General features: G+C 67.1%; 7 protein-coding genes and 4 pseudogenes. 2 read left to right on the forward strand and 9 right to left on the reverse strand.

What is annotated here, in order from left to right:
* Positions 1-110 precede the first annotated feature (110 nt).
* The 3 genes and pseudogenes from AC07C1_RS40575 to AC07C1_RS40585 all read right to left on the reverse strand — a co-directional run.
* Positions 111-746, reverse strand: a pseudogene (locus AC07C1_RS40575) (NF041680 family putative transposase); the annotation flags it as partial.
* Between the two features lie 84 nt (positions 747-830).
* Positions 831-1,107, reverse strand: a pseudogene (locus tag AC07C1_RS40580) (transposase family protein); the annotation flags it as partial.
* A gap of 129 nt (positions 1,108-1,236) precedes the next feature.
* Positions 1,237-2,040 (reverse strand): class I SAM-dependent methyltransferase, encoded by an 804-nt coding sequence (locus AC07C1_RS40585; RefSeq protein ID WP_478947136.1) that lies wholly within the window; start codon positions 2,038-2,040, stop codon positions 1,237-1,239.
* Between the two features lie 379 nt (positions 2,041-2,419).
* On the opposite strand from AC07C1_RS40585, the gene AC07C1_RS40590 reads away from it, so the two are divergent.
* The gene (locus AC07C1_RS40590) at positions 2,420-3,319 is read left to right on the forward strand and encodes an aminoglycoside phosphotransferase family protein (protein WP_039655050.1); all 900 of its coding nucleotides are present in this window, start codon (positions 2,420-2,422) and stop codon (positions 3,317-3,319) included.
* Between the two features lie 116 nt (positions 3,320-3,435).
* On the opposite strand, the gene AC07C1_RS40595 is transcribed toward AC07C1_RS40590, so the two are convergent.
* The 6 genes and pseudogenes from AC07C1_RS40595 to murJ form a co-directional block, all read right to left on the reverse strand.
* On the reverse strand, positions 3,436-3,846 hold the full coding sequence (locus AC07C1_RS40595) for a hypothetical protein (protein WP_478947137.1): 411 nt from the start codon (positions 3,844-3,846) through the stop codon (positions 3,436-3,438).
* Positions 3,843-5,990: an integrase gene (locus tag AC07C1_RS40600; protein WP_478947138.1), complete on the reverse strand. Its 2,148-nt coding sequence runs from the start codon at positions 5,988-5,990 to the stop codon at positions 3,843-3,845. Before AC07C1_RS40600 ends, AC07C1_RS40595 begins: the two co-directional genes overlap by 4 nt.
* The gene (locus AC07C1_RS40605; protein ID WP_478947139.1) at positions 5,987-7,717 is read right to left on the reverse strand and encodes a hypothetical protein; all 1,731 of its coding nucleotides are present in this window, start codon (positions 7,715-7,717) and stop codon (positions 5,987-5,989) included. Before AC07C1_RS40605 ends, AC07C1_RS40600 begins: the two co-directional genes overlap by 4 nt.
* Positions 7,714-9,228: a site-specific integrase gene (locus AC07C1_RS40610; protein WP_478947140.1), complete on the reverse strand. Its 1,515-nt coding sequence runs from the start codon at positions 9,226-9,228 to the stop codon at positions 7,714-7,716. The genes AC07C1_RS40605 and AC07C1_RS40610 overlap by 4 nt, the downstream gene beginning before the upstream one ends.
* 31 nt (positions 9,229-9,259) lie before the next feature.
* Positions 9,260-10,099 (reverse strand): annotated as a pseudogene (locus tag AC07C1_RS40615) (transposase); the annotation flags it as partial.
* Between the two features lie 138 nt (positions 10,100-10,237).
* Positions 10,238-11,929, reverse strand: coding sequence for a murein biosynthesis integral membrane protein MurJ (gene murJ, locus AC07C1_RS40620; protein ID WP_478947141.1), 1,692 nt, complete (start codon positions 11,927-11,929; stop codon positions 10,238-10,240).
* A gap of 272 nt (positions 11,930-12,201) precedes the next feature.
* Between murJ and AC07C1_RS40625 the strand changes: the two are divergent.
* Positions 12,202-12,970 (forward strand): annotated as a pseudogene (locus AC07C1_RS40625) (transposase).
* The last annotated feature ends 149 nt before the right edge of the window (positions 12,971-13,119 follow it).

The following is a 13,119-nucleotide window of genomic DNA, read 5'->3' on the forward strand; positions in this document are numbered from 1 at the left end:
CGCCTCACCGGCGAGAACACCATCTCCTGGCGTGACCCGACATCACGCAGCCAAAGGCCTATCTCGGGATAAAACAAAGGGAGAAAACGACCTCTTAGCTTGTTCTTTATCTACCAAGATCTTCCGGGCTTGCCGATGGCCTTGAGGGTCTCGGGGCGTTTGACGGTCTTACCGACGTCGTAGCGGGGTGCCTGGTGCTTGTTCTTGGCACCGGGTGGCCGTCCGGGTCCGGTTCCTCGGGGTTTGGGAACACGGGCCGGGCAGGCGAGGTGAGCGCGGATGTTCCTGAACCCTCGGCGGACCCGGGCCGGGGTGAGCCGGTCGGAGGTGGTCGGCTTCTCCCAGGGCCGGCGGAGGTCCGTGGCGAGGGGCCGGGCGAGCCGGAGCTGGGTGTGAGCGACGATCAGGATCCAGGTCCAGCGGTCCGCCGCCTCGGGAATGCGGAGTTTCGGGGTGGTCCATCCAAGGGTCTGCTTCGCGAATCGGAAGGTGTGCTCCAGGTCGAAGCGGCGAAGGAATGCCTGCCAGAAGCGGTCCACGTCGTCCGGGGTGGCACCGGTCTTGGAGGACCATAACCACAGCGGCGGGGCATCCCGTTCCTTCGACAGATGCTCGACCTTCAACCGCATCAACGTCCCCTCAACTAAGGGCAGTTCACCGTCGTGGTCGAGCCATGAGGAGCGGTGGGTGAGCCGGGGGTGGACCCGGTCCCATGCCTGGGTCTCGGCCTTTCCGTAGTTGGTGGTGTTCCCTGTCAAGTTCTACTGTTCGCATCGAGCGAATCCCAGCGGGGCCATGGACGCGGTTGTCTCACTGAGCTGTTTCCAACCTCAGTTTGAGCAGGTCAGATGCAGGGTGAGGACGGCCTGAACCAAGCTGGTGATGCTAGTCGTGGAACATCGCAGCTTGCGCAGGCGCCGCGCTCTTGAGGGTGGCCATGGCCTGCTCGACGAGCGCGCGGATCCTTGCATGCGAGCGGTTGACAGCCTGCTGACCTGTGGAAAGCGTCTCCCAGCGACCCCAATAGGGCAGCCGTACGGTGCCGCCTGCGCCCCGGTAACCCTTGTCGGCCCAGCACTCCACGTCGGCTTCCTCCAGGGCGTCGATGCGGTCCGCAGGTCGGAAGCCAGCGCGGCGAGGACCGCACCCGCAGCAACCGCTTCAAGCGCTAGGCGAAGAACCCGCTGCAGGCGGTCGCGAGCCGGCAGGTCGGCAACGAGAACGACGAAAGGCGGATCAGCGCGCCGGCTCAGACGTGCCTCGCGCCTGGTCGCGGCTGGCGACCACCAGGTATCCATCGCTCTCGGGGTCGAAGGTGGTGGACTGCACCGTGAGCCCGACACTCCGCAACTGCGCCACGAGGTCCTCGTACCGGTAGGGCCAGATGGACAACCGCTCCGAGCAGGCTCGCACTGCCCCATCCGGCTCGATCTGGGCGACCACGATCTCGAGGAAGTGTTCCTGCTCCCAGCGCTGCTCGATCTGCCAGTAGTAGCTGACGACCGCATCGCGGTCGTTGCGGCGGATGAGTCGATCGCGGACGTCTACCCGTGAGCCGGCGGAGCGCACGAGCTCCCAGTTGCGTGAGTGGAGCACAAGGCGTCCGCCCGGATTCAGCAGCCGCGACATCGCTTCCAGTGCGGTCAGGCGCCCGGCTGCGCCCTCGGCGTGCCCGAGCGAGTTGCCGACGCAGAACACCAGATCGAACGTGGAGTCCTCCAGGTGGTCGGGCAGCTCGTCCCAGCTCGCGCGGAGGGCTCGAAGCGAGACACCCTGCTCGTCGGCGGCCTTCTCGGTCCGGCGAACCATCCCATTGCTGGCGTCTGCGGCGACCACGTCAAGGCCAAGACTCGCAAGACCGACGGCGAGCTGGCCGGTTCCACACGCGCAGTCGAGGGCGTGCGCGTTGGGCGGCAGAGAGCCCACGACATCGCTGTAGTAAACCGCAGCTGCCTTGGCGGGGGTCAACCTGTCGTCCCCGATCAGCCACTCGTATACGTCGGAAAGCGCCCCATAACCAGCCACCGCGATGACCTCCATCACTCGACGACACGCGGGCTAGACCGCGCCTGCGATTCGGACCTTGCGCCTCGCACTGTGCCGGGCCGTGTCAGCGAAGCATTGGGCAGGACCCAACCACTTCCGGCCGCTGAGACTCCACCGGATTTCGTGGGAAACCGCGACACGCCGCACCGACGCAGGTCCCCACTCCACCGGCGCCCCATCGGCGACGATGGGGACCGCGGCCGGCAAGCGCGCGTTCACTGCGGAGCGCTTTCACTGCCTCAACTGGTGGACGCGCCGCAGCCTGCGGTGCTTAGCGGTCGGTTCTTCGAAGGGGCTCGGGAATTCCAGTCGGGGAGCTGGATCCCCCAAGGAACATGGTCGCCTCCGCGTGCGCCAAGTAATGTGACTTCGCATGATCGAATCCGAGATTGAGATCAGCGAGGATCTGGTCCGCAACCTGCTGCAGGACCAGCATCCGGACTTAGCCGCGCTACCCATCCGTGAGGTGGCGGGCGGCTGGGGCAACCAGATGTGGCGCCTCGGGGACGAGCTGGCGGTCCGGATACAGCGGATGGACACCAACCCGGATCTGCAGCTCAAGGAGCGCCGGTGGCTGCCGACCCTGGCCTCGCGCGTGCCGCTGCCGATCCCGGTCCCCGTGCGGGACGGTGCGCCGTCCGAGCGCTTCCCCAAGATCTGGACCGTCATGACATGGGTTGAGGGCACGCCGCTGGACCACGGCTCCATCACCCGCAGCGACCACGCGGCCGACATCCTGGCGGCCTTCCTCAAAGCACTGCATGTGGAGGCGCCCGCCGAAGCACCGGACGCCTCGGACCGCGGCGGTCACCCCAAGGAGTGCACAGAGGGCTTCGAGCGCTTCCTGCGGGCTGTGGACCTCGGCCGTTTCGCCGAGGACGACATCCGAGCCGTGTGGGACGACGCGGCTGCGGCTCCGGGGTGGGAGGGCCCGCGAGTGTGGGTTCACGGCGACCTGCATCCCGCGAACGTCGTCGTCGCCGAGGGGACACTGGCGGGCGTCGTCGACTTCGGCGATGTCTTCGCCGGCGACCCGGCCTGGGACCTTGCGGCCGCCTGGGTGCTGCTCCCCTCGGGCGGCGCCTCGCGGTTCTTCGACAGCTATGCGCAGGCGGACGAGGCGGCGGTCCGACGGGCGCGTGGGCTGGCCGCAATGAAGAGCCTGTTCCTGATGCTGATGGGTCAGAACGGGGACCGCGGCCTGCCGGGCGGCAAGCCGCACTGGGGACCCGCAGGCCGGTCGGCGCTTGATCGTGTCCTGAAGGGCCTTTGACACCACCGGGCCTCTCTGGCCACCGTACACTCGGCCGCCGCGCCGCTCACTCCCGCTGTCACTTCGAAGCGGCTCCCGCAGTCACGTGCAATGACAGCCCTGGGAGCCGGACGGGTTCAAGCCTTCGGCGAGCGGAACGGAACGACGTTGTCCGGTGCAGGTGGGTGTTCTGCTTGCGTATCGTCCTGTTGAGTGAGCACAGCGCTGGCGAGGGCGAGCCTGGTCACCTGCTGGCGGAGCTCTTCGATCTCGGCTCTCTGATTGGCAATGGTCTTCCTCAGCTTGGTGACCGTTTCCCGGAGTCGTTTCTCGGTCTCCGGGACTTGGTGGGTCTCGACGCGGACGCGTTCGTAGAACTCGTTCTTCAGGTCGACGTGCCGTTTGAGGAGGGCCATGCGGTGGACATCGGCCTCGGCGGCGAGGGCGACGACGGTGAGGCTGCCGTTGGAAGCGGTGGCCTGTCCGGTCAGTAGTCGATCCATGGCCTCGCGGATGCGGACGCGCTCGTCCTGGTGCTGCTGGTTCACGTGAGAGCCTCGGCAGGGTGGGCGGTGCTGTCGTGGGTGGCGGCCGTTTCGCGGAGCCGGTGGGCGTTGGCCCGCAGACGTCTGCTGACTGGGCCGGGGGTGTGGGCGGCGAACTGGTCGAGTTCGTCGGCGCGTTCGCGGAGTTGTCGGGCGTGGGTGTCGGTGCGGACGGTGTTGCCGCAGCCGGGTCGGCAGTCGTACTGCCGTGGGGCAGTCGCGCCGGGTTCTGGTTCGCAGAGTGCGTTGTCGTGCTTGAAGGCGCAGATCAGGAACGCGTCGGGGTTGTCGTAGAGCACGATGCCGTCGCGGGCGAGGAAGGCGCTGGCTTTCCTGGCGAAGGTGCGGGGGACGACGCGGCCCTCGAAGCGGGGGGCGTGGGCGGCGGCGGTCAGGGCACGGCGGGCGGCGGGCCCTGAGACGTTCTCTCCGGCGGCGACGCGGTCACGCAGCCGGGCTGCGGTGTCGGCGGCGGCGAGGGCCGTTTCGACGTCGAGGATGGCGTGGATGCCGCGGCGGCCGCGGGAGCCGTAGCCGCTGGAGGTGCGGGCATCCAGGACGGTGCGCATGTGGCCGTACTGGATGGCGAGCGCGATCAGTCCTCCGGGGCGCCGGGCGATATGCCAGGCCAGGGACCTCCTGAACCGGCTCAGTCCGATCGCGCCGTGGGGATCGTCAGGGATGGTCTCGCCGGAAAGGCCTTGAGCTTCGGCCTCGTGGTTCACCCAGTTCACGAAGGACTCGATGCGCCAGGTCAGGGTGTCCAGTTTCAGAGCGCCGGTGGAGCTGTGGCGGGAGCGGAAGGCGTGGTGGGCGACGCTGAGGAGAAGTTCGCCCTTGGGGACGATGCGTTCCAGCACGCGGATGGCGTGGACCACCGGTGTGATCGCGACCCAGGGCACTTTGCGGACTTCACCGGCGGAGATGTGGTTGCCATCGTCGTCGGTGACATTCTTGTAGTGGCGGCTGTGGATTAGGTGCCGTCCCTCGGTGCCGTCGGCGGCGGGTTCGGGGTCGGGGCAGCAGCCGGAACGCAGCCCCTGCACCTCCTGGGGACGCATCCCGGTCAAGTAGAGCAGGATGATCGTCGCGGCTGTACCCAGGTGCCGCATGAGTTCGGCGGCCTCGTTGAAGTCCACATGCTCGCGCCAGGGCTTGCCGTTGATCTTCCCGGTGACCGGCGCCCGCAACGGGCAGGGCCCTGGTCGTGCCGCGGCGATCTCTGCGAGGCCGTGCTGGTTGACGAACCTCGACACCTGGCCTCGATTGGAGCCCGTGAGAGCGGCGATGTAGGTGGTGGCCATCTGGACCTCGCGCCTCTCTGCGCTGGCCGGCAGCGGATGCCCCGCCTGCGCCATGGGCAGCAGCCACTCTTCCAGCGCGGCCCATCCGGCCGGCGAGGCCTTCGTGGCGGCGGCGACGGCGATCAGGCGGCGGCGTTCGGTCCAGGCGGCGAGGATGTCGTCGGCGAAGTCGTCGACGAACCGGATGGCCCAGATCAGCAGGGGGCCGAGAACCCGCGGGTCCAGCGGTTCCGTGGCGTTCTCCCCGCCGGCGGCTGTACCGGTTGCGGGGAGGAAGTCGTCGACTCCTTCGGTCTCCCACGGAGGCTGGGTGATACCCGACGGTCGCGCGCTGAGCTGGTCGAACGCCCACAGGTTCGCCAGCCGGACGCAGATGATCGCCGCGGTGTCGCGGGACACCTGGTGCAGACGCTCACGTGCGTAGGCCCGCCATTGCGTCTCGGTGCACGCACCCAGGGTGGTGATCTGACGCTCGTGGAGCCAGCGGGCGAGCCGCATCCACTCCAAGCAGGTTGCGAACATCTCCGGGGCCCCCGACCGGGACCGGGCCTGGACGCCTCGGGTTTGGAGGTAGGTGGGCCTCAGCTGGCCGTTGACCATTGTCCAGGCCACGAGTTTCACCTGGTCGCGCAAGGGTTCCGGACAGTTCTTCCAGTGGAGCTTGACCAGGCGGGTTGCGGGATTGTCGATCAGCGGGGCCAAGGACCAGATGGCGTCCTCGTAGCGGGAGTTCGGGTGCGTGTTGCCGGAGCTGATCCACTGGGGCAGCACCACGGGGCTGGCCAGGGCGGGCATGGCCAGCACGTAAGTGTCGTTCTCGGCAGCGGTGCCGACGGCGGTCATGGGGTGAGTTCTCCCTTTACCAGGAGGTGGACCAGGGTGCGGTCCTCGTCGTTCACGCGGGCGAGTGCCGCGGTCCAGGCCGCCGGTCCGACCTTGTCGCGCAGGTCCTCAAGGCGGAGTGCGTGCTCGCTCCAGTGCTGGTTCCAGGAGCGGTCGGGCAGGACGGACCGAAGGCTGTGCAGTTGCTGGTGCAGGTGGGCGAGCCGGGGGTGATGGCCGGGGTGGACCCGGGCGTTGGGGCAGGCCAGACAGAGCAGGAAGTCCGCGCGGCAGCCGCCCTTCGCGTCGGGCCAGGGGCTGGCCGTCTCATCCGCGCAGTCCGCGGTCACGGTCTGCTCGTGGCCGGGGGACGGGGCGTCGGCGATGCCGCCGGCGAACACCACGGCCTGGGCCTGTTCGAGAGCCTCGTAGGCACCGGCTTCGAAGACGCTCCGTGAAGCGTGTTGAACGTGCTCATCAGGTAGCACGTAGATGCTCTGATGGACGCCCTGGCTGTGCTGAAGGGGACGGCCTTCCCGTGTCACCGTCGTCCTGCGTGCCCGCTGGAATGGGGATCCGCCCAGGTCATGTGTGGTCCACCAAAGCTGGGCGTCACCGTTGCCGATCCCGAAGGCGCAGGGGCCCACTGGGCGGGGTCGTTCCGTGCGCTGGTGCCTGCGCTTGGGGTAGTGCATCCTCGCGACCATCAACAGGTTGTTGCCGGGCGCGAGACGATGAACCAGCGCCCGTCCATGTGCGGTGGCTTCCAACGCCTGAGTGATCAGCCTGCCGGAGGAGTCGGCCCCGGAATCGGTGACGTTCTCCGTGGAGAACCACCTGCCTCCGCCCTGCCTGCGCTTTTCGATCTGAACCTGATAGGTCACCGTGGCCGTCGTCCCGGCGGACGGGGCAGTGGTCGGGGCCGGCAGTCGGTCGTAGACGGAGAGGTTCCAGCCGAACCGGTCGGTCAGCAGCACGCCCAGCGCGGTGAGCTCGGAGCGAGACAGGAAGAGCCTGCCCCAGGTCTTCTCCGGGCTGGTGCCGCCCAGCAGCGTACGGTCCTTCACGAACTCCCCGCTCGGCATGATCGCGTGCGGCACGTAGCCGGTCTGCGCAAGGTGACCGAGGACCTGGCCCAGGCGCCAGTCACGGCTGCCTTCCTCCAGGTCACCGGCCCGCCACCTCTCCAGCAAGGCGGTGTTCTCGCGGATCCGCAGCAGAGCGGTCCGGAACTGCCGCTGGGCCACCCGCAGGACCCGCTCCCGCTCCTCCTTCCCGTACGACTGCTTGACCGGCACCGCCCTGGGGATGCGTCGGGCCAGTTCTTCCCCCACCGGCCCACCAGCCAGCCGCGGATCCGCCCGCAGCAGCGGCCGGACCTGACGCAGCACGTTCTTGCCGCTGTTGGTGCCGATATGCCTCGCGCGCCAGCGCTTGAGCATGGCGGGCGTCAATTCCCCCAGGTCCTGTGGGGGATGCTCCAGCTCGGCGACGAAGCGCGCGAACATCTTCACCGTGATCCAGGAAGCCCGTGCGGTCTCGTGACTGTTCCAGCCCGCAGACCGGATCGCGAAGACCTCGGCCAGCGACCGCTGCATCGCCTCGGCGGCGGGCAGTTCGGCGAAGTCGAACGTCATCTCGTATCCGGCCTTGTTGACGACCGTCACCACGAGCCCGTCGGGAGCCAGCGACGGCTCGGTGTGGTGATCGGCCGGCGGCAGGACAGCCCGCCGTCCTCGCCCGGTCACCGGGACGCCTCAAGGATCGCGTCGACGTCTTGGATGCCTTCCGACTCCCGGGCGAGCCGGGTGAATACACCGTCCAGGTCCTCGGCCTGTTGTTCCTCTTCGTCGGCCGGTTCGACCGCGGCCAAAATCGACTCCAGTTGCAGGTGCGCGACCGGCGCGAGGTAGTGCCGCTTCGTCACCTCCACGTCCGCGTGGCCGAGGAGGGTCTTCACCAGCCACCACGGATCGCCGAACAGCATGGAGAAGTCCCGTCGGTCCGCGGCCGAGAGTCCGTAGCGGGTCTCCATCAGCTGGTTCAGCAAGATCAGCATGTAGAGGGCCATCGAATGACGTGCGGCGTGCGGCGTCGCGTACGGACTCTTGCCGCGTACCTCCGCCAGACGGAAGTCCCGTTTGACCTCCCGTTCTTCCGCAGTGAGCAGGACGTCGTCGCAGCGCAGGTTCGCCGCCCTGAACACCCCGTTCCACCGGTCCGGAGCCATCGGCAGGCCCTGCTCCGTCAGCCACAACCACGCCGGCTCCGGCCCGTCCGGGCCCTCCAGGAACAGCCACTGCCGCTCACGCCATCCCAGGCAGCTGAGCTCCCGCTCACCGACGACACCATTCCGGTCGACCCACTCGACCTTCGGTCGCAAGCCCCGCGACACCTTCGAGACCAACATCATGGGTAACCGCTCATAGCGGCCTTCCGCCTGGGCACGCTGCACCGCCCACGCACGCTCCGACTCGACGTATGCCTCGGCCTGGCCGACCGCATCCACCGACACGTAGAAGACCCGGCTCTGCTTCGACCGGGTGACAGCCGCAGCAACTCGGCCATGGCAGTAACGGCCGAACCGCAAGCGCTGACTAGGCAGCTCGAAGGTGAGCAGCGAACCACCCTCCTGCCGGCGCATACCGGAGCTGAGCAGCAACTGCACGAAGCTCGTGTTGCGCAGCTCCGTCCGCGACTCCCACCCCGGCACCGGCACTCCTGTACGACTGTGGCCGCGCAGCCCGATGTCCGACCACAAGCCCCACGTCCGCGGCGTCAGCCACAACACCCGCGAACTCACCGAGTCCGCCGCCCGGTCCTCGCGCCGCCCGATGTCCACCGGCAGCGGGGACACCTTCGCCCACCGGAACAGCTTGGTGAACGCGGCAGCCTCCCGGTTCCACTTCGTCCCGCTGATCCGGCGCGGGTTCTGCGGAGCCCGGCATCTCCAATGCCGGTAGTCCGCCAGGTCCTGCCTCGTCGCCTGCCTCCAAGGAACTTCGCGCGAGGACAGGAAAGTCAACAACGGCCGGATATCCGTCGCGTAGTTTCGCTTGGTCTCCCGCTCCAGATCTCGGAATTCGACGGACCGGACGAAATCCAGCAGAGTCCGTTCCACCGTTCCGTCCGGCGCCACGAACACCGGATCGCCCGGACGCAGACCGATCCGGGCGACCTCGGCGGGCAGGTCCTGTACCCCCAAGAGCCCCTCAGACGGCAACGATCCCCACTGCCCCGGATCGGGCACCCACACCACGTGCCACTCGTGCAACTGACGCCTCCCCTGACGCTTGAACACGCTCAATCATCAGGGAAGTGGCGTCGGTGACCGTGGTGATCGCGGGCTCGGGCCAGGTCTCCGGCTTGGTGATCCGGAATTCCGGGCCGTGCTTGGGCGGCCGGCCGTTGACGCCGTGCATCCGCGGTGGTTTCGGCAGCCGCATCACGCGGTCGGAGCGGACGCGGCCGACCATCTCGACGGGGAGGTCACGCAAGACCCAGGCCAGGCGGGTGACGTCATAGCCTGCATCGCTCACGATCACGATGTCCGGGTCCCCGGCCTGCCACTGGCCGGCGGCGATGAGCCGTTCAACGACTCCTCGGAGCTGGGCGGCGGTGATCGCGGTCGCGTCGTCCGTAGGGCCGAGCCGGACCGCGTCCAGGATCGCGGTCCAGGACGTGGCGCCCGGCTCCAGCACGGCCACGAAGGAGTAGGGCCAGCCAGGAATGAACTGCGACGCAGTCTTCGCCCGGCCGTAGACGTGGCAGAACAGGCGCTCCGCCGAGCACGGCGCGTCCGAGCGAAGCCACGGCGACACATCGACCGCCAGGACCAGACGCCCGCCGTCGAAACGCGGCAGTGGCAGGCCGGCCAGCACCGTCCGCAGCTGGTCGACGTCGAGCCGGCCGTGGTTCAAGCCGCCGTACATCGCTCCGTGCCCACGCCGATGCTCGGGCAACAACGTCAAGTCCACCGGGGACTTCACAGCACCGTCCGCACACAGCACCGCGTCCACCAGCTCGAACAACTCGTCGCGCCGGGCGGTCAGACACTCGTAGAACTCTCCCCGGAAGCGTGACGCTTCCGCGAACGCTTCCCTCCGGACAGCATCAGGCAGCAGACTCACCCTCACGGCCTTCGTCGTGGTCACGTGCACCTTGGTCGGAGCACATGATCAGACGAAGTCCGCCCCCACGTCCGACGAACCCTCAGGTGAGCGACTCAGTTCGAGATACCGTTCGAGGTCGGAAGAAAAAGAACAAGCTTAGCGACCGAGGCGCGCCTTGACCATGCCGGTGACGGCGGTCAGTTCCTCGACGCGCATAGCGCGGCTCAGCACGTAGAACACCGTGAGTAGGGTCGCCGTACCCGCAGTCACCCCAATTGCGTTTCCCAACATGCCGTCGAGAAGGCGTACCGGCGCAGTAGCGGCCAGCCAGCCACAGGCACCTGCCAGGGCGCCGGCTATGAGCAGTTTGGCGTGCGTCCGTACAATCCGCGGCCCGTCTGTCATTCCTCCCAGCTTCCGGCTTGTCCTGCGCCATGCCAGCCCGACACCTAGCGCATAGGCCAGACCGTACGTGAGTGCCATTCCGGTCACCACCCACTGCACAGGCAATAGCACAGCGCACAGCACCGCACCAACGGCGTTGCAGGCAGCGACGGCAACCGTGTTGTAGAACGGAGTGCGGGTGTCCTCGAACGCGTAGAACGCTCGCAGCAGCACGTACTGCATCGAGTAGGGAATGAGACCCAAGCTGAAGGCCATCACTGCATAGCCGATATGGCGGGAAGCTTCCGCACCAGAGCTGGGATAGAGCAGGCCGGTAAGTGGCACTCCGACCGCGAGGAAGAGGAAGGCGCACGGCACGATTGCGGTGGAGGACATACGCAACCCGTACGAGACGTCGTCCTGTACCGCCGTCAAATCCTGATCATGTGCGGCGCGGGACATGCGAGGCAGCAGCGCCGTCATCACCGAGACGGTGATGATCGACTGCGGCATCTGCCACAGAAGCAGAGCATAGTTGTAGGCCGTGATGCCCGTTCCCGCATAGCCACGGTGCTCGGATACCGTGCCCGCCCAGGTGGCTACCTGCGTCACCACAATCAGACCGGCCTGATTGACCAGAACGAACAGAACAGTCCACTTGGCCAACCGAGCCGCCTTGCCAAAGCCTCGTCCTCGCCAGCCCACGCGAACCCTGAAGCGGAATCCAGCGTCACGCAGATACGGAATCAGAGCGAGAGCCTGCACTACCAGGCCGAGAAGAGTGCCAACGCCGAGAAGACGGACAGCTTCGACGCTGATCGAGTTGGTGGAGACTTTTGATGAGGACGCAGGGCCGAAAACCCAGATGAACGTCCCGAAAGTGAAGATAACGATGATGTTATTGAGGACCGGCGTCCACATCATCGCGCCGAACCTGCCACGCGCATTGAGGATCTGCCCAAGTATCACATGAATCCCCATGAAGAACATAGTCGGCAGGCAATAGCGGGCGAAGGCGACCGCAACCTCCATATGGTGCGCATCGGAGGCGATCGACGACGACATCGCAGACACCAGTACCGGCGCTGCCAGCACGCCTATCGCCGACACACCTGCCAACACGAGGATGACCAGACTGATCAGTCGGTTGGCGTAGTCCTCACCGCCGTCCTCATCTGTCTTCATCGCCCGCACCAGCTGAGGTACGAACACCGCGTTCAACGCACCGCCACCGACAAGGATGTAGATCATCGTCGGAAGAGTGTTCGCGACCTGGTAGGCGTCGTTCAACGTACCCACACCGATGGCCGCGGCCATGACCAGCGTCCGAAGGAAGCCAGTCATCCGGGAGACGATCGTGCCCGCTGCCATGAGCAGACTGGACCGCCCCACCGCTTCCGTAGGGGCCTCCGCCGGCGATTGCTCCTGCGGCTCCTTGCTAGCCGTACTGCTGTGACGTCCCATCCGACCCTCTCTCGCGGGTGATCCACCGGCTGCGGCCGAGCCCGGCGAAAGTACCTGGGCTGGACTGCATGGACATTGTCAATCACGGCCCGCACGACATTGCCACGAGGTACCTGCCACCAGAGCCACAGCGGCCCATGCCCTGGAAGGCGAAGCAGGTGGCGTACCGAACAGTGTCCGTATGCTGCCCGTCATCGTTGATAGGGCGAAAGGGGAGTGTCTACTGTAAGGGCTGTCCCGTAACTGCTGGTCACGGGTGAGATGATCTTGCCGTGTCTGGTGTGATCACGTCGTCGGAGCCCTCCTGGATAGCCCCGTTCACTGGGCTGAGCCCGCGCCAGTTCGGCAAGCTGATCACCGCGCTCCGGCGTGAGGGGGCGGATCCGGTGCGCAAGGGCCGGCCGTGGAGCCTGCCGCTGGAGGACCGCGTGCTGCTGGTCGCCGCGTACTGGCGGACGAACCTGACCCTGCGCCAACTGGCGCCTCTGTTCGGGGTATCCAAGCCCGCCGCCGACCGCATCATCGATCACCTCGGACCCGCGCTCGCCCTCCAGCAACGCAAGCGGTTCCGCAAGGACACCGTGCTGATCGTCGACGGCACCCTGGTCCCCACCCGACCACACCATCGCCGAGCAGTCCAAGAACTACCGGTACTCGACCAGCCACCAGGTCGTCATCGACGCCGACACCCGGCTCGTCGTCGCCGTCGGCCGGCCACTGCCCGGCAACCGCAACGACTGCAAGGCATGGGAGCTGTCCGGCGCCCAGGCCGCCGTCGGCAAAACCACGGTGATCGCCGACGGCGGCTACCGGGGCACCGGCCTGGTGATCCCACACCGCCGCGAACGCGGCCAGGCCGAACTCCCGGCCTGGAAAGAGGACCACAACGCCTCCCACCGCAAAGTCCGCGCCCGTGTTGAGCACGCCTTCGCCCGCATGAAGACCTGGAAGATCCTCCGCGACTGCCGCCTCAAGGGCGACGGCGTCCACCACGCCATGCTCGGCATCGCCCGCCTGCACAACCTCACCCTCGCCGGGTGACGGAAAACGAGCAGGTCACCTGCCGTGCTGTAGATCATTTACGGGACAACGCTTAGGGCTTGCAGATCATCAAGGTGTTGCTTCCCGTCCCGTGGCTCGTTGATGTGGTATGCGCATCCCGGACGAGATCCGTACCCAACTCGCTGTGA

It is taken from the genome of Streptomyces sp. NPDC045022 (genome assembly GCF_056432605.1).